The 15,601-nt window shown below is 55.6% G+C and carries 15 protein-coding genes; 10 read left to right on the top strand and 5 right to left on the bottom strand.

From position 1 onward, the window contains the following. The first annotated feature begins 160 nt into the window (after nucleotides 1-160). The gene (locus GY169_RS18310; protein ID WP_065357860.1) at nucleotides 161-355 is read left to right on the top strand and encodes a DUF2754 family protein; all 195 of its coding nucleotides are present in this window, start codon (nucleotides 161-163) and stop codon (nucleotides 353-355) included. Between the two features lie 47 nt (nucleotides 356-402). On the opposite strand, the gene ddlA is transcribed toward GY169_RS18310, so the two are convergent. Then, nucleotides 403-1,503, bottom strand: a complete 1,101-nt coding sequence (gene ddlA / locus GY169_RS18305) for a D-alanine--D-alanine ligase (protein ID WP_167576545.1) — start codon at nucleotides 1,501-1,503, stop codon at nucleotides 403-405. A gap of 277 nt (nucleotides 1,504-1,780) precedes the next feature. On the opposite strand from ddlA, the gene GY169_RS18300 reads away from it, so the two are divergent. From GY169_RS18300 to GY169_RS18285, 4 genes are all read left to right on the top strand, one after another. After that, complete coding sequence (locus GY169_RS18300) at nucleotides 1,781-2,980, top strand: multidrug efflux MFS transporter (RefSeq protein WP_163445881.1); 1,200 nt, start codon at nucleotides 1,781-1,783, stop codon at nucleotides 2,978-2,980. 302 nt (nucleotides 2,981-3,282) lie between these two features. Continuing rightward, entirely contained in the window at nucleotides 3,283-3,543 is a 261-nt protein-coding gene (locus tag GY169_RS18295) for a sigma-S stabilization anti-adapter protein IraP (RefSeq protein WP_163445882.1), read from the top strand. Nucleotides 3,544-3,643: 100 nt separating this feature from the next. Then, nucleotides 3,644-5,053 carry an alkaline phosphatase gene (gene phoA, locus GY169_RS18290; RefSeq protein WP_167576543.1) on the top strand — a complete coding sequence of 470 codons (1,410 nt, stop codon included), beginning with the start codon at nucleotides 3,644-3,646 and terminating at the stop codon, nucleotides 5,051-5,053. Nucleotides 5,054-5,152: 99 nt separating this feature from the next. Continuing rightward, entirely contained in the window at nucleotides 5,153-5,488 is a 336-nt protein-coding gene (locus tag GY169_RS18285) for a PsiF family protein (RefSeq protein ID WP_167576541.1), read from the top strand. Between the two features lie 56 nt (nucleotides 5,489-5,544). Here the strand turns inward: GY169_RS18285 and proC are convergent, their stop codons facing one another. Further along, nucleotides 5,545-6,354, bottom strand: a complete 810-nt coding sequence (proC, locus tag GY169_RS18280) for a pyrroline-5-carboxylate reductase (RefSeq protein ID WP_064547835.1) — start codon at nucleotides 6,352-6,354, stop codon at nucleotides 5,545-5,547. Nucleotides 6,355-6,512: 158 nt separating this feature from the next. On the opposite strand from proC, the gene GY169_RS18275 reads away from it, so the two are divergent. The 4 genes from GY169_RS18275 to ppnP all read left to right on the top strand — a co-directional run bounded on the left by GY169_RS18275 (nucleotide 6,513) and on the right by ppnP (nucleotide 9,085). After that, the gene (locus GY169_RS18275) at nucleotides 6,513-6,965 is read left to right on the top strand and encodes a YaiI/YqxD family protein (protein ID WP_064547826.1); all 453 of its coding nucleotides are present in this window, start codon (nucleotides 6,513-6,515) and stop codon (nucleotides 6,963-6,965) included. Between the two features lie 272 nt (nucleotides 6,966-7,237). Then, nucleotides 7,238-7,762, top strand: a complete 525-nt coding sequence (gene aroL / locus GY169_RS18270; protein WP_167576539.1) for a shikimate kinase AroL — start codon at nucleotides 7,238-7,240, stop codon at nucleotides 7,760-7,762. 282 nt (nucleotides 7,763-8,044) lie between these two features. Next, nucleotides 8,045-8,722: an AroM family protein gene (locus GY169_RS18265; protein ID WP_064547829.1), complete on the top strand. Its 678-nt coding sequence runs from the start codon at nucleotides 8,045-8,047 to the stop codon at nucleotides 8,720-8,722. A 78-nt stretch (nucleotides 8,723-8,800) separates the two neighbouring features. After that, on the top strand, nucleotides 8,801-9,085 hold the full coding sequence (gene ppnP / locus GY169_RS18260) for a pyrimidine/purine nucleoside phosphorylase (RefSeq protein WP_065357852.1): 285 nt from the start codon (nucleotides 8,801-8,803) through the stop codon (nucleotides 9,083-9,085). A gap of 44 nt (nucleotides 9,086-9,129) precedes the next feature. Here the strand turns inward: ppnP and rdgC are convergent, their stop codons facing one another. Then, entirely contained in the window at nucleotides 9,130-10,041 is a 912-nt protein-coding gene (rdgC, locus tag GY169_RS18255) for a recombination-associated protein RdgC (RefSeq protein WP_064547833.1), read from the bottom strand. 87 nt (nucleotides 10,042-10,128) lie between these two features. On the opposite strand from rdgC, the gene mak reads away from it, so the two are divergent. After that, nucleotides 10,129-11,031: a fructokinase gene (gene mak / locus GY169_RS18250; protein ID WP_167576537.1), complete on the top strand. Its 903-nt coding sequence runs from the start codon at nucleotides 10,129-10,131 to the stop codon at nucleotides 11,029-11,031. A 126-nt stretch (nucleotides 11,032-11,157) separates the two neighbouring features. Here the strand turns inward: mak and sbcC are convergent, their stop codons facing one another. Together sbcC and sbcD are read right to left on the bottom strand one after the other, a co-directional pair. Continuing rightward, complete coding sequence (gene sbcC / locus GY169_RS18245) at nucleotides 11,158-14,298, bottom strand: exonuclease subunit SbcC (protein ID WP_167576535.1); 3,141 nt, start codon at nucleotides 14,296-14,298, stop codon at nucleotides 11,158-11,160. Then, nucleotides 14,295-15,497 (bottom strand): exonuclease subunit SbcD, encoded by a 1,203-nt coding sequence (gene sbcD, locus GY169_RS18240; protein ID WP_163445889.1) that lies wholly within the window; start codon nucleotides 15,495-15,497, stop codon nucleotides 14,295-14,297. Before sbcD ends, sbcC begins: the two co-directional genes overlap by 4 nt. Nucleotides 15,498-15,601 lie beyond the last annotated feature (104 nt).

Genomic DNA, 15,601 nt, shown 5'->3' with positions numbered 1-15,601 from the left:
GGTAAATTTTGAGCCAGAATATTCCTGGTTTTGCTGTCCGATTTACGCATTTCCCGCTTCAGCTTGAGGTTAAATCCCATTAACATTCGCTAACTGCCGTTCACACCACAGACGTTGTCGCGGGTTTATGGCATCCTGTTTTCTTTGTGATGGAGCCGCTATGAACCTGCCTGTAAAAATCCGCCGCGACTGGCACTACTACGCATTTGCGATTGGTCTTATCTTTATTCTTAACGGAATTGTTGGCCTGCTGGGTTTTGAAGCGAAGGGCTGGCAAACCTATGCCGTGGGGCTGGTAACGTGGGTGATTAGCTTCTGGCTGGCAGGGTTGATTATTCGTCGTAGAGAAGAGTAAAAGGTCACGATGTATCGGGGCGCGTTGCCGTGCCCCGCATACAAGTCTTAATCGTTCATTGATGTTTTCAGCGCTTTATCGGCCTGATGGCGTTCCAGCGCGAGCTCGATCAAGCGGGTAATCAATGATGTGTAGTCCAGACCGCTGGCCTGCCACAGTTTCGGGTACATGCTGATGTTGGTGAAACCAGGCAAGGTGTTGATTTCGTTAATCACCACGTCGTTATCGGCAGTCAGGAACACATCCACGCGCGCCATACCGCTACAGCCTAACGTTTGATAAGCCTCAATCGCGACATGGCGGATTTTATCGTTCACTTCGGCGGGAATCGCTGCAGGAACCACCACCTTCGCGCCATTATCGTCAATGTACTTGGTATCGTACGCGTAGAACTCGCTGTTCAGCACGATCTCACCGCAGGTGCTGGCCTGCGGATCGTCATTGCCCAGCACCGCACATTCGATTTCACGGCCTTTAATACCTTGTTCCACTACGACTTTATGGTCGAATTCGAAGGCTAACGCCACGGCTTTCGCATACTGCTCCGCATCGTTGACCTTGCTGACGCCAACCGAAGAGCCCTGATTCGCAGGCTTAACGAACAGCGGCAGACCCAGCTTCGCTTTGATCTCGTCGAAGGTGAAATTGTCGCGGTTGCGGCGCGTCAAGGTAACAAACGGCGCAATAGACAGCCCGGCATCGCGCAGCAGACGCTTGGTGATGTCTTTATCCATGCAGGCGGCTGAGCCCAGAACGTCGGAGCCGACAAACGGCAGGTTTGCCATACGTAGCATCCCCTGCAGGGAACCATCTTCCCCCAGCGTGCCGTGCACAATGGGGAAAATCACATCAATGGCATCCAGCGGTTGGCCGCTTTCGGCGTCGATCATCTGCTGGCGTTCGCGGCCTGGAATATGGGCCAGCGTCGTCGTAGAAGGGCGCAGCGCGATACGGGCGGGGTCCTGAGCGTTGAGCAGATAGTTCTGCGCATCGCTGATGTGCCACTGCCCCTGTTTATCGATGCCTAACAGCACCACGTCAAACCGCGTTTTATCAATCGCTTCAACAATATTCTTCGCGGACTGTAGGGAGACTTCGTGCTCCGCCGATTTGCCGCCAAAAACAATCCCAACCCGCAACTTTGCCATTCTCTCAATCCATCCATTCCAAAACGCAAAGCACATAACATACCACGGGCGATGCGGGCTATCTGCCTTTTCCATATCGTTCCGCGCAAATCATCTTCAGGTGCTAAGCATAAGTCACTAATGTTCTGCATTTTCATCGTGATATGTATCACAAAAATGCGTTTGTTGACTGATAAAATCCTGAAGTTATCGATTGAGCATCTCTGACAATACGGCGAGAGAAGCGAGTTGCTAACCTGACAACTTGTTCCCGTCAATTGAAGTCAAACGCGTCGTTATGGAATCCTGGAAGGTTAACCTTATTTCCGTCTGGTTCGGCTGTTTTTTCACCGGGCTAGCGATTAGCCAGATTTTGCCTTTTTTACCGCTCTATGTGGCGCAGCTTGGCGTCACCTCGCACGAATCGCTGTCCATGTGGTCAGGCTTGACCTTCAGCGTCACCTTTCTGGTTTCGGCGATCGTTTCGCCAATGTGGGGAAGCCTCGCGGACCGTAAAGGCCGCAAGTTAATGCTGCTGCGTGCATCGCTCGGGATGGCGGTGGCGATTCTCCTGCAGGCCTTCGCCACCAACGTCTGGCAGCTCTTTTTCCTACGCGCCATTATGGGCTTAACGTCCGGCTATATTCCTAACGCAATGGCCCTTGTGGCCTCGCAGGTGCCGCGTGAGCGCAGCGGCTGGGCGCTCAGCACTCTCTCGACGGCGCAGATCACCGGCGTGATCGGCGGGCCGCTGCTCGGCGGTTTTCTGGCTGACCATGTAGGGCTGCGAATGGTGTTCTTTATCACCGCATTCCTGCTGATGGTGAGCTTCCTGGTGACGCTGTTTTTAATCAAAGAGGGCTCCCGCCCGGTGCTGGAAAAAGGCGAGAAGCTGAGCGGTAAGGCGGTATTTGCCTCACTGCCGTATCCCGGGCTGGTGATCAGCCTGTTTGTGACGACGATGGTGATTCAGCTGTGTAACGGCTCGATTAGCCCAATTCTGGCGCTGTTTATTAAATCGATGTCGCCGGATAGCACTAACATTGCCTTCTTAAGCGGCATGATTGCCGCTGTGCCCGGCGTATCGGCGCTGATTTCCGCACCAAGGCTGGGCAAGCTCGGGGACCGTATTGGCACGGCCCGCATTTTGCTGGGCACGCTGGTCTTTGCCGTGGTGCTGTTCTTTGCCATGTCGTTTGTGACTACGCCGCTACAGCTTGGCATTCTCCGTTTTATTCTTGGCTTCGCCGATGGCGCGATGCTGCCGGCGGTACAAACGCTGTTGCTCAAATATATTAGCGAGCGCGTTACCGGGCGTATATTCGGCTATAACCAGTCGTTTATGTATCTGGGTAATGTGGCGGGGCCGCTGATTGGCGCATCCATTTCCGCAATGGCCGGATTCCGCTGGGTATTTATCGCCACCGCGGTGATTGTGCTGATTAACCTATGGCAACTGGCGGTAATGCTCCGCCGTACCCAGCCGGTTCGCCAGTAATATCACGGTAACGATGGAAATAGCGGCACAACGTTATTTCCATCGATTCATTTCACTGTTATTCAACTTTGTTTGATAGCCCTGCATTATTATGCGAGAGAAACGTTTCGCTGGCGAAAAATGAAACTAATTCCATGATATTCATAGGGATTATATTTTTGCGGGTTTCACTTGCAGAATTGTCTGGATATTGTAATTCTATTCCTGCTTGCCAAAGGGGAATGGAACCGTATGTTTTAGCGGTCTATTTATTTTTTCAGGGCCTGCATCCAGCCCATCGCTATCCATAAGGAAAACGCGCGATGAAAAATTTCATTGCTGAATTGCTGGTAAAACTAGCCGAAAAGGAAGATGAAGCAAACGCGCTACGTATTCAGGTTGATGCGCTGGAAGTGGTGGTGACTACGCTGCTACTGCATATGAAACAGCAGCCTGAGTCCGATCTGGAAAGCCACATTGCCGCCACGTTGAATAAGCTTACACCGCCGGAAGATGCTTCCGATCATCATCGCGAATTATTATATAACCATGTTAAACGGTTATTTCTAGCCCCCGAAAAATAGTAGGTCTTTGCTTATTTCACGCTGTCATTAAACTGTCACGCTCTTTTCTTACAGTCTCCATGTTTTCTTTTTTTAAGTATTTATACATGGAGAAACTAACGTGAAATACCGTACTATCGTTGCCGCATTATTACCTCTGCTGGGTCTGCCTACCGTTCACGCGGAGACCTCTACCGCTGTTCTCGATAACCGCGCCGCGCAAGGGGACATCACCCAGCCAGGCGGTGCTCGCCGTTTATCTGCCGATCAAACCGACGCGATTCGCGCCTCCTTAAATAATAAACAGGCCAAAAACGTTATTTTGCTGATTGGCGATGGGATGGGCGACTCTGAAATTACCGCTGCGCGTAACTACGCGGAAGGCGCGGGCGGTTATTTTAAAGGTATTGACGCACTGCCGTTAACCGGCCAGTACACCCATTATGCGCTGAACAAAAAGACCGGTAAGCCGGACTACGTGACCGACTCCGCCGCGTCGGCCACCGCCTGGAGTACCGGCGTGAAAACCTATAACGGCGCGCTGGGCGTCGATATCCATGAAAAAGATCACCAGACGATTCTTGAGCTGGCGAAAGCGGCCGGCCTGGCGACCGGTAACGTGTCTACCGCCGAATTGCAGGATGCGACCCCTGCAGCGCAGATTTCTCATGTCACTTCGCGTAAGTGTTACGGCCCGAGCGTGACCAGCGAAAAATGTCCGACCAACGCGCTGGAAAAAGGCGGTAAAGGGTCCATTACCGAACAGCTGCTGAATGCCCGCGCAGACGTGACGCTGGGCGGCGGCGCAAAAACCTTCGCCGAAACTGCGACAGCGGGTGAATGGCAGGGTAAAACCCTGCGTGAGCAGGCGCAGGCGCGCGGCTATCAGTTAGTGGATAACGCCACCACGCTGGCGGCGATTACTCAGGCTAACCAGGACAAGCCGTTGCTGGGGCTGTTCTCTAACGGCAATATGCCGGTTCGTTGGGAAGGGCCGAAGGCCTCTTATCATGGCAACCTGGATAAGCCAGCGGTGACCTGTACGCCGAACCCGAAACGTGATGCCAGCGTGCCGACTCTGGCGCAGATGACCGACAAAGCCATCTCCCTGCTGAGCGCCAACGAGAAAGGCTTCTTCCTGCAGGTTGAAGGGGCGTCGATCGATAAACAGGATCACGCGGCGAATCCGTGCGGCCAGATTGGCGAAACGGTCGATCTGGATGAAGCGGTGCAAAAAGCGCTGGAATTTGCGAAAAAAGACGGCAATACCCTGGTGATCGTCACCGCTGACCACGCGCACGCCAGCCAGATTATTCCACCGGAAACCAAAGCGCCGGGCCTGACGCAGGCGTTGAACACCAAAGATGGGTCAGTGATGGTGATGAGCTACGGTAACTCGGAAGAGGAGTCAATGGAGCATACTGGCACCCAGCTGCGTATCGCTGCCTACGGCCCGCATGCCGCTAACGTAGTGGGCCTGACCGACCAGACTGATCTCTACTACACCATGAAAGCCGCGTTGGGGCTGTAATCTCCCGACCAGGCCAGCGGCATATAATTCGCTGCCGGCCTGGTAAAATTCCTGCCAGCGACCAGACTTACAGAGTTCTACTCACAAAAGGATGGTGCAATGAAAACAACATTACTGATTACCCTACTGTGTGGCGTGTTTGCGGCCAGCGCCGTGTCTGCGGCGACGACGGCAGCCGCGCCGGAGAAGACCCTGACGCCGCAGCAACAGCGGATGAGTAGCTGCAATCAGCAGGCGACGGCTAAAACCCTGAAGGGGGATGAGCGCAAAACTTATATGAGCAGCTGTCTGAAAGGGGAAGGGGCGACCGCAGACGGCAAAGCGTTAACGCCGCAGCAGCAAAAAATGAAGGATTGTAACGCGCAGGCCGCTCAGAAGACCCTGACGGGCGACGAGCGTAAAACCTTTATGAGTACTTGTTTGAAGAAAAAGTAAATTCACTTCTTATGGCAAGCTAGCCTGGCCCGGCAGCGTGTGCCGGGCCAGCGTCATCAGGACTTGCTCATCTTGTCCGATTTTTCCATGCATTTTGCCATCGCTTCGATGACCGCCGAGCGGAAGCCTTTTTCTTCCAGCACGCGCACAGCTTCAATCGTGGTGCCGCCTGGCGAGCACACCATATCTTTCAGTTCACCCGGATGTTTACCGGTTTCCAGCACCATCTTCGCGGAGCCCATGACCGCCTGCGCGGCGAATTTATAGGCCTGGGCGCGCGGCATACCGCCCAGCACGGCGGCATCCGCCATGGCTTCGATAAACATAAATACATAGGCTGGCGCAGAGCCGCTAACGCCCACCACCGGGTGGATCATCGGTTCGGCAATTTCTTCTGCGGCTCCGAAGCAGCGGAAAATATTCAACACATCGGCGATATCTTCCGGCGTGACCAGCGCGTTTGGCGTGACCGACGTCATCCCTGCGTTAACCAGTGACGGCGTATTCGGCATGGCTCGGACGATTTTACGATCGTGACCCAGCGCGCGCGCCAGCTGATCGAGGGTAATCCCGGCGGCAATGGAGACCACCAGTGAATCTTTGTTCAGGCTGGAAGCGATGTCGCTCAGTACCTTCACCATAATGCCCGGCTTCACGGCGCCAAAGACGATATCTGCCACCTGCGCCACTTCTTGCGGGCTTTGCGCCGCGTTAATGCCGAACTCATCGCGCAGCGCGGCGACTTTATCCGGGGAAGGGGTATAAACCCAAATCTGCCCAGGAAGTACCTGCCCGCTGGCAATCAGGCCGCCCAGAATGGCCTTTCCCATATTACCGCAGCCAATGAAGCCAATTTTCTTCTCCATCATGTCTCTCCCTCTGTCTGTTTTTTTGTAGTGTACTGTTATAGGCCATTCCCGGCGATGGGTAACGTAATTTTGTGACGCTGGTTGCACATTATTACGTCCGAAGACGCGCTTACCGTATAATCGCCCTTTAACAGCCAGCGTTAAGCGGAGTGAGTATGACGATTTGGGTGGACGCCGACGCGTGTCCGAACGTGATTAAAGAGGTGCTTTACCGCGCCGCAGACCGTACACAGATTGAGCTTGTGCTGGTGGCAAACCAGTATCTACGCGTGCCGCCGTCGCGCTTCATCCGCGCGATGGTGGTGCCAAAGGGGTTTGACGTTGCCGACAATGAAATTGTGCGCCTGTGCCAACCGGGCGATCTGGTGATAACCGCCGATATTCCGCTGGCCGCTGAGGTGCTGGAAAAGGGCGGGGCGGCGCTGAACCCACGTGGTGAACGCTACAGCGATGCCACTATCCGTGAACGTCTGACTCTGCGTGATTTTATGGACACAATGCGTTCCAGCGGTATTCAAACCGGCGGCCCCAGCGCGCTTTCCCAGCGCGATCGCCAGCAGTTCGCCGCAGAGCTGGACAAGTGGCTGTTGGCGGTAAAACGCGGCTGACAGGATTTCTGTCACCGGAATATGCTACCTTTGCCGCGTCGTTCGGCTTGTCAAAACAAGACAGTTTCATGTACTGTTAGCGCAACGGCTTGTGGAATTATTTTTTTACGCTTTAAAAGCAGACGATGGCTGGATATAAAGCGGATAAAATACGCAGGCTGAATCTTTTTGTAACCTAAAGTTTACACTTACTTGTGTACTAGTTTGGTGGTATTATTCACGCTTCACATGCACGTCCCGCAATTTTGCGTCATCAGGGGGAATTCCAGGTAATGACACAACCTATTTTTCTTATCGGAGCCAGAGGCTGCGGAAAAACAACAATAGGTCAAGCGCTTACCCATGCCTGCGATTTCCGTTTTGTTGATACTGACCAGGTGTTACAGCAGTGCTCAGGCATGAGCGTGGCGGATATTGTGGCGGCGGAAGGCTGGCCGGGGTTCCGCGCCAGAGAGACCGAAACGTTAATCTCCGTCACCCAGCCAGGGGCGGTTATCGCCACGGGCGGTGGAATTATCCTTGCACCGGTAAACCGCGAGTTTATGCGCCAGAACGGCGTTGTGGTGTACCTGAATGCGCCGGTTCCCGTTTTAGCGCGCCGTCTGGAAGCCTTTCCAGAAGCTGACCAGCGCCCGACGCTGACCGGTAAACCCATTAGCGAAGAGGTCGCCGATGTGCTGGCTCAGCGCGATGCGTTGTACCGTGAAACCGCCCATTACATCGTCGACGCTTCCGCCTCGCCGGAGCGAGTGGTGACGCTGATCCTCGACGCTCTGCACTTGGCCACCGCCAGCTAGCGAAACGCATCGCTTTCTCCCCATCTCTTCCTCATGCTGTGATGCACGCTGCCGATATAACCTTTTTTATTTTGCGGTTATATCGGGCGTAAATCACATTTTTCACCTATTCTGTATGTTATAGAAAAGTTAAAATCAAAACATATCAGGAGAGTACTGGAAACAACTGGAATCTTTACATTCCGCCTCCCGCGGCAGGTGCTACGCTTCTGAGCGGTATTTTTCATCCATCCAGGTGGCTATTTGTAAAGTGAACTTTCAGAAAAGCAGAAGGTAAATAACATGAGTGCAACGATGGCGATTCTTACGATAGGGGTGGTGCCCGTCAGTGAAGTGTTGCCGCTTTTGACCGAGCACATCAGGGAAGATCAGATAACCCACATCAGCCTGCTAGGCAAAATGAATCGTGCTGACGTCATGGAAGAGTATGCACCAGAACCCGGTGAAGAGCGCTTACTGGTTCTGCTAAATGATAACCAATTTGTTGAAGTATCCCGTCCGAAGGTGGAGTTGAGCCTCCAGGCCGTTATTGAGGTGCTGGACAACCAATCCTATGACGTCATCCTGTTACTGAACACGTTCAAATTACGCAGTATGGTGGCGCGCAATGCGATGCTGCTGGAACCTCAGCGCATTATTCCACCGTTGGTCGCCTCTATCGTTGAGGGACACCAGGTCGGGGTGCTTGTGCCTGTCGAAGGCATTTTAAATGCCCAGCAGGAGAAGTGGCAGATGCTGCCCACCTCACCTTATTACGCGCTGGCCAACCCGAACCTCGATACCGATCAGCACCTGATTTCCGCAGGCAGTTCACTGCTGGAACAGGGGGCCGACGTGCTGGTACTGGATTCACTCAGCTATCACCAGCGTCACCGTGACCTATTACAAAAAGCGCTGGATGTGCCTGTTTTACTGTCGAATGTGCTGGTCGCCAGACTGGCGGCAGAATTATTGTGTTAACGGGAGAATTTCGCGTGACAGGTTTCTGTTCGCCCCCCTATATTGGTCTTTTGACGACACGATAATAAGGGCCTGTTTATGCTTCAAAGCAACGAATACTTCGACGGAAAAGTGAAATCCATTGGTTTTACCAGCAGCAGCACCGGGCGTGCGAGCGTGGGCGTGATGGCGGAAGGCGAATATACCTTCGGTACCGCGCAGCCGGAAGAAATGACCGTGATCAGCGGCGCGCTGAACGTGTTGTTACCGGGGGAAACTGAGTGGAAAGTCTATGCTGCCGGGGAAGTTTTCAACGTGCCGGGCCACAGCGAGTTTAACTTGCAGGTTGCTGAGCCGACCTCTTATCTGTGCCGCTATCTGTAATAGTTTCCCTTCCTGCTGCGGCAGGAAGGGAAACACCTCATTCATTAACGCTGCGCTTCGCCGCCTAACCCTTCCACCAGGCTCTTAATCAGCGCCGCCAGCTCGCCGGTCATCAGAATAAAGTCGGCATCGAAACGCTGGGCGTAGTCGTCACGATCGATATCTTCGTTCTGATCGCGCAGTTCGTCGCAGAACTTCAGGCGCTTAATCGAGCCGTCGTCGCACATCACGAACTGAATGCGCTGCTGCCAGTCGAGGGCCAGCTTGGTCACCAGCTTACCGGCTTCGATGTGGACGGCGATTTCGTCGCAAACCAGATCCTGTTTTTTCGCACGGATCACGCCGCCGTCTTCGAGGATCGCTTTCAGTTCGGCTTCATCAAGTAGCTGGAAGCCCTGCGCCGTGGTGCCAGAGCGCACCCATTCGGTCAGCGTCAGTTCGATCGGGTTTTCCAGCGTCAGCGGTACGACCGGCAGAGAACCGAGGCTCTTACGTAACAGCGCCAGCGTATCTTCCGCTTTTTTGGCGCTGGCGCAGTCGACCATAATCAGGTCGTTAACGGTGTCGATCCACATCATCGTCTGGCTGAAGCGACTGAAAGCGCGCGGCAGCAGAGAGTGCAGCACTTCATCTTTCAGGGAATCTTTTTCGGTCTTTTTCAGCTTGCGACCCTGATCGGCTTCCAGTTTCTGGATCTTCGCTTCCAGCGCCTGTTTAATCACCGGAGAGGGCAGGATCTTCTCTTCTTTGCGCGCGCAGATAATGATCTGACCATTCGCTGTGTGCGTCAGCGCATCGCTGTGTGAACCCATCGGCGGCACCCAACCGGTTTTCGCCATATCCTGGCTGCCGCACGGGGTGAAGGTCATCTCAGCGAGCTGTTTTTCCATCTCTTCCGCGCGCAGCGAGATGTCGCGGCTGAGACGATAAACCATTAAATTTTTGAACCACAGCATGATAATTTCCACGGTGTTATCGTTAAATCAGCGTGCAATGATAACGAATTGTCTCTGGCCTTGCATTGTTTTAAACAGGAGTGATGAATGCGAATTGGTATCGATCTGGGTGGAACGAAAACGGAAGTTATCGCGCTGAGCGATCGCGGGGAGCAGCTCTATCGTCACCGTCTGCCGACGCCGCGTGACTACCAGCAAACCATTGAGAACATTGCGCATCTCGTCGCACTGGCCGAAGAGGCGACCGGGCAAACCGGGACGGTGGGAATGGGCATTCCCGGCTCGATTTCGCCCTATACCGGGGTGGTGAAAAACGCCAATTCAACCTGGCTTAACGGCCAGCCGTTTGATAAAGATTTAAGCCGTCGTCTGAACCGCGAGGTGCGGCTGGCGAACGACGCCAACTGTCTTGCGGTGTCGGAAGCGGTAGACGGCGCGGCGGCGGGCGCGCAGACGGTGTTTGCGGTGATCATTGGTACCGGCTGCGGCGCGGGCGTGGCGATTGGCGGCCGCGTGCATATCGGCGGCAATGGCACAGCGGGTGAGTGGGGGCATAATCCACTGCCGTGGATGAATGATGACGAGCTGCGCTATCGTGCGGAAGTGCCGTGCTACTGCGGTAAGCAGGGCTGCATTGAGACCTTTATTTCCGGTACCGGTTTTGCCACAGACTATCAGCGCTTGAGCGGTAAAGCGCTTAAGGGCAGCGAGATTATGCGCCTGGTGGATGAAGGTGATGCGCTGGCAGAACAGGCGCTCTGTCGCTATGAGCAGCGGCTGGCGAAATCGCTGGCGCACGTGGTGAATATTCTCGACCCGGACGTGATTGTGCTGGGCGGCGGGATGAGCAACGTTGAACGGCTATACCAGACGGTACCGCAGCTGGTGAAAGAATGGGTGTTTGGCGGTGAGTGCGAGACGCCGATTCGTAAAGCGCTGCACGGGGATTCCAGCGGGGTTCGCGGCGCGGCGTGGTTGTGGCCGGCGTGATTTAGCCCTCACCCTAACCCTCTCCCAAAGGGAGAGGGAACCGTCTTGTGTTGTTGGTGGCTAAAGCCGCCGTTCTGCGTGGTTTTCTCCCTTTCCCTTCGGGAGAGGGCCGAAGTGAGGGGAACCTCACTCCACGCTAAACATTTTATCCAGTCGGCTATACCCCAGCCCGTTGATTTTCTTCACCTTAATTTGCACCGGAATCCGCTCTTTCATCGCCTCAACGTGGCTGATCACGCCGATGATTTTGCCGCTGGCGTTCAGCGCATCGAGCGCATCCAGCGCGGTATCGAGCGTTTCGCTGTCCAGCGTGCCGAAGCCTTCATCGAGGAACAGTGAGTCAATACGGGTTTTATGGCTGACCAGATCGGAGAGCGCCAGCGCCAGCGCGAGGCTGACGAGGAAGCTTTCGCCACCGGAGAGCGTGCGGGTATCGCGCACCGCGTCCGCCTGCCAGGTATCAACCACCTCTAATTCCAGCGCATCGCTGGCTTTACGTTGCAGCAGATAACGACCATGCAGGCGGCTGAGCTGTTCGTTGGCGAGCCACACCAGATTATCCAGCGTCAGTCCCTGGGCGAATTTACGGAATTTATCCCCCTCTTTGGAGCCAATGAGCGCATTTAAATGCGCCCAGTCTTCCAGCACGGCATTGGCTTTTTCAATCTCAACGAACAGTGACTGCTGCTGCTGGCGATTGTCGCTGTCCTGCTTGAGCTGCTGGCGCAGTTCGCCCTGGCGCTCGCTGTTCTCGCGAAGCTGGCGGGCAAGCTGCTGAAGCTGTTCCTGCACGTCGGCAAGGCTCAAATCGGCTGTCAGCGTTTCCGGGCGCACGGTCAAATGATGTTGCAACGCTTCCTGTACCTGTGCGGCGAGGGTCTGGCGCTGCTGGTGCTGCGTCTCCAGCGTCTGTTTGAGCTGTTCCAGACGCTGGCGTTCGCCGGCATCCAGTAGCGCATCCAGAAATGCCTGTCGGTCCGGGAAGTGCGAGGCGGAAAGCTGCTGGTCGAAGGTCTGTTCCACCTGCTGAAGACGCTCATTTTCCAGTTTTTCTTGTTGCTGGAGCGTTTGCCACTGGCTTTCCAGCGACACACAGTTATGATGCGCCTGTTGCCAGCCGTCAAGCGAGGCCTGCTGACCGTCGTCGGCATTTTCGGCGTTCGGTAGCGTTTCCAGCAGCGGTTGAATTAACGCCAGCTGCTGTTGAGTGCTCTGGAGCTGCGCCTGCTGCTGTTGCCACTGGGCTATCTCGGTTTCGCGCGCCGTCAGCCAACTGTTTTCATCGCCAGCGTCCGGTTGTGTCAGGCCAAAAGCCGTGAACGATTGATTAAGCGCGGCAGTGCGCTGCTCCTGTTCTTCGCGTAGCTGCGTTAGCTGCGCCTCAAGCTCGCGAAGCTGCTGTTCCAGCGTCAGGCGTTGTTGGTGCTGATAACGCTGCTGCTCGGCGTCATCCTGTGCGGCCAGCCAGCCGTTGATATCGTCAGATGGTTGCAGATCGATATGCAGATGCTGGAGCGTCTCCTGCCACTGGGAGGTAAGTGCTTGCTCCTGCTGAGAAAGCGATGCGAGCTCGTCATTTTCTTTCTGCTGCTGCTTTTGCAGCGTCTCCAGCTGGCCACGCAGCGCCGCGCCGTTTTCGGCCAACTGCGAAACCTCTTTTTCCAGCGCATCGCGACGTGCTTTGTTGGCGTCCGGTTTTAAAGCCTGATAATCGGCCAGCGCCGGATGGCCGGTGGAACCGCACAGCGGACACGGCGCGCCCGGCTGGAGACGCGCGCGCTCGGCTTCCAGCTTAACGATGGTGTCTTCCAAATCGCAAATGGCCTTAACGTCGGCCAACTGCTGTTTTTTCTCTTTATAGACCAGACGCAGTTGGGTCAGTTCGGCGGTGATTTTCTCCAACTGCTGCTGGCGCTGCTGCTGAGCATCCATCAGCTGCTGTCGGCGGGCGTGGAGCGGGATAAAGCGCGCATGAAGGGTGCTGAGCTGCTGGCGCTGCGGGCGCGACGCCGCGTGTTCGGCAATTCGGGCGGCGACCTCTTCCTGGGTGAGCGTTAGCGTGGAAGGCGGCAGCTGGTTCAGCTGTGCCGCCAGCGCATTACGGCGCTGTTCTTGCGTTTGTTGCTGTGCACGTTCCCGGGTCTGCTGAGCAAACGCGCTACGCCAGCCGGTTAGCTCGCCTTGCCAGCGCTGAATATGTTCATGCGCCTGCAGCCATTGTTGCTGTTGTTGCAGCGATTGCGTGAGCGTGGCGTGCTGGCGTTCCGCGCTGTAGCGAATGCGATCTCGCTGGGTACGTGCTGCCTGTAAGCGAGTATTCACTTGCAGAACCTGCGCACGGGTTTTGGCCACCGTGGCGGCCTGTTCCTGCATCTGTGACCAGTGCGGGCGCAGCGCTTCAGCGGGCTGCGCGCGGCTCAGCACGGCAAGCTGCGGCTGCGCCGCTTCCAGCGCCTGCTGGGATTCTTTCAACGCCAGCTGGGTTTTCTGCTCGTCTTGTTCCAGCTCCGTTCGGCGTGACAGCCATTGCTGATGTGTGAGGGCAATCGCCTGCTGTTGTTGCCACTGCTTTTCATCGGAAGTAAGCGCCTGCAAACTTTGTTGTAGGGACTGTTGCTGCTCTTCGCTCAGCAGTACCACACCGCTGGCCTGGGCCTGAAGCTTGTCGAGGTCGTTACGCGCCTGCTTATGTTTTTCAAACACCTGCGCGGAAATCTGGCCGTAAATTTCGGTGCCGGTCAACTCTTCCAGCAGCTCGGCGCGCTCTTTCGGTTTGGCGTTGAGGAAGGCGGCAAACTGGCCCTGTGAAAGCAACATCGAGCGGGTAAAGCGGCCATAGTCCAGCCCGCTCAGCGACGCGGTCATCTCCAGCTTGTCTTTGACCTTATCCGCCAGAATTTGCCCGTCGGCGCAGCGTGCCAGTTCGACGCGCGGCGCCTGTAAATTACCGTCCGGCTGGTTGCGCGCGCGGTTCTGGCTCCAGAAGGCGCGATAGGCAATACCCTGTACTTCAAACTCGACTTCCGCCAGACACTCGGCGGTGTCGCGGGTCATCAGGTCATTTTGTGATTGCGAAACGGTATTAAGGCGCGGCGTCTCGTGGTACAGCGCCAGGCAAATGGCGTCGAGCAGGGTGGTTTTGCCCGCGCCGGTCGGGCCGGTGATGGCGAACAGACCGTTGCTGGCGAAAGGCTCCTGGGTGAAGTCGATTTTCCACTCGCCTTTGAGCGAGTTGAGGTTTTTCAGGCGCAGGCTGAGAATTTTCATGGTTGTTGTTCCTCGCCAAGGCTGTTTAGCGTTTCGTTGAACAGCGTTTGCAGGCGTTGCTGCTGCGGTTCCTCAAGTGTTTCCAGCGCCAGGCGGCGTTGGAACACCTCTTCAATACTCAGCTCGCTCAGGGTCTCACGCGTCTGACTTTCCAGAATGCGCTGGCGCTGCTCGCGGCTGCGGCGCACCAGCAGGACCTCGACCGGGAGTTCGTCGGTGATGGTCTGGATTTTACGTTGAATGTCATGCAGATATTCGTCGCTGGTGATTTCGATATCGAGCCACGTGGTGGCCTCGGTATCGGTTTTCTCCCACGCCGCGAGCTGGGCGCTGATGCTGTCGAAATCGCCCTTGATCACCGCCAGCGCCTGCGTGATGGGGACGGTTAGCGGGGTCACTTCCGCCAGCTTACCGTCGCTAAAGGTCACCAGATTCACGCTTTTCGCTTTGCCGGTTTCGTCAAAGCTTAACGGGAGAGGCGAGCCGCTGTAGCGGATATGCTCGCTGCCGCCGATTTTCTGCGCCCGGTGAATATGCCCCAGCGCGATGTAATCGGCCGGTGGGAAATTCTGCGCCGGGAAAGCATCCAGCGTGCCAATATAGATATCGCGCACCGCATCGCTTTTGCTGGCGCCGACGGTGGTCAGATGGCCGCTGGCGATAATCGGCAGCGTCAGGTTGTCGCGTAGCTCGCAGGCCTGTTGATACTGCTGCTGATAGTAATCAGTGATGCTTTCCAGTACCTGACGTACTTTTTCATTGCCAGAAAGCCCCGCCTGGCTGGTGATGATGTCGCGCGGACGCAGAAACGGCACCGGGCAGAACACTGCGCCGGGCGTGCCGTCGCGCTGATTCAGAATAAACGGCGCATGGCCGGCGTTGGCAATCACCGTGGTGTTGAGGAATGACAGAATATCGCGCGATTCGTTAAGTGTCGCCACCGAGTCATGGTTGCCCGCCAGCACTACCAGATGGCAGCCCGTTTGCTGAAGATTGACCACAAACCGGTTATACAGCTCGCGCGCATAGCTTGGCGGCGAACCGGTATCGAAGATGTCGCCCGCGACGATAATCGCGTCTACGCGCTCCGCCTCGGCGGTGGTCAGCAGCCAGCGCAGAAAGGCATCGTGTTCGGCCGCGCGGCTCTTGCTGTAGAAGTTCTGGCCGAGGTGCCAGTCCGAGGTATGGATAATGCGCATAGCGATTCCGTAAGAAGTGACGTAAAGTTGATTATAAACATTCACCTACGCTGGGGTCGATGAGCGCGTATGGCGCGTGTCATAAACGGTTAAGCGCGATCATC

It is taken from the genome of Kluyvera genomosp. 3 (assembly GCF_011765685.1).
GTDB classification, from domain to species: domain Bacteria; phylum Pseudomonadota; class Gammaproteobacteria; order Enterobacterales; family Enterobacteriaceae; genus Kluyvera; species Kluyvera georgiana_A.
Note: the sequence above shows the minus strand (reverse complement) of the source record. Positions and strands in the feature narration are given on the sequence as shown.

What these genes read in the sequence shown, in the direction of transcription:
- GY169_RS18310 (WP_065357860.1), top strand. Translation starts at nt 161, where the DNA reads ATGAACCTGCCTGTAAAAATCCGCCGCGACTGGCACTACTACGCATTT.
- ddlA (WP_167576545.1), bottom strand. Translation starts at nt 1,503, where the DNA reads ATGGCAAAGTTGCGGGTTGGGATTGTTTTTGGCGGCAAATCGGCGGAG.
- GY169_RS18300 (WP_163445881.1), top strand. Translation starts at nt 1,781, where the DNA reads ATGGAATCCTGGAAGGTTAACCTTATTTCCGTCTGGTTCGGCTGTTTT.
- GY169_RS18295 (WP_163445882.1), top strand. Translation starts at nt 3,283, where the DNA reads ATGAAAAATTTCATTGCTGAATTGCTGGTAAAACTAGCCGAAAAGGAA.
- GY169_RS18285 (WP_167576541.1), top strand. Translation starts at nt 5,153, where the DNA reads ATGAAAACAACATTACTGATTACCCTACTGTGTGGCGTGTTTGCGGCC.
- proC (WP_064547835.1), bottom strand. Translation starts at nt 6,354, where the DNA reads ATGGAGAAGAAAATTGGCTTCATTGGCTGCGGTAATATGGGAAAGGCC.
- GY169_RS18275 (WP_064547826.1), top strand. Translation starts at nt 6,513, where the DNA reads ATGACGATTTGGGTGGACGCCGACGCGTGTCCGAACGTGATTAAAGAG.
- aroL (WP_167576539.1), top strand. Translation starts at nt 7,238, where the DNA reads ATGACACAACCTATTTTTCTTATCGGAGCCAGAGGCTGCGGAAAAACA.
- GY169_RS18265 (WP_064547829.1), top strand. Translation starts at nt 8,045, where the DNA reads ATGAGTGCAACGATGGCGATTCTTACGATAGGGGTGGTGCCCGTCAGT.
- ppnP (WP_065357852.1), top strand. Translation starts at nt 8,801, where the DNA reads ATGCTTCAAAGCAACGAATACTTCGACGGAAAAGTGAAATCCATTGGT.
- rdgC (WP_064547833.1), bottom strand. Translation starts at nt 10,041, where the DNA reads ATGCTGTGGTTCAAAAATTTAATGGTTTATCGTCTCAGCCGCGACATC.
- mak (WP_167576537.1), top strand. Translation starts at nt 10,129, where the DNA reads ATGCGAATTGGTATCGATCTGGGTGGAACGAAAACGGAAGTTATCGCG.
- sbcC (WP_167576535.1), bottom strand. Translation starts at nt 14,298, where the DNA reads ATGAAAATTCTCAGCCTGCGCCTGAAAAACCTCAACTCGCTCAAAGGC.
- sbcD (WP_163445889.1), bottom strand. Translation starts at nt 15,497, where the DNA reads ATGCGCATTATCCATACCTCGGACTGGCACCTCGGCCAGAACTTCTAC.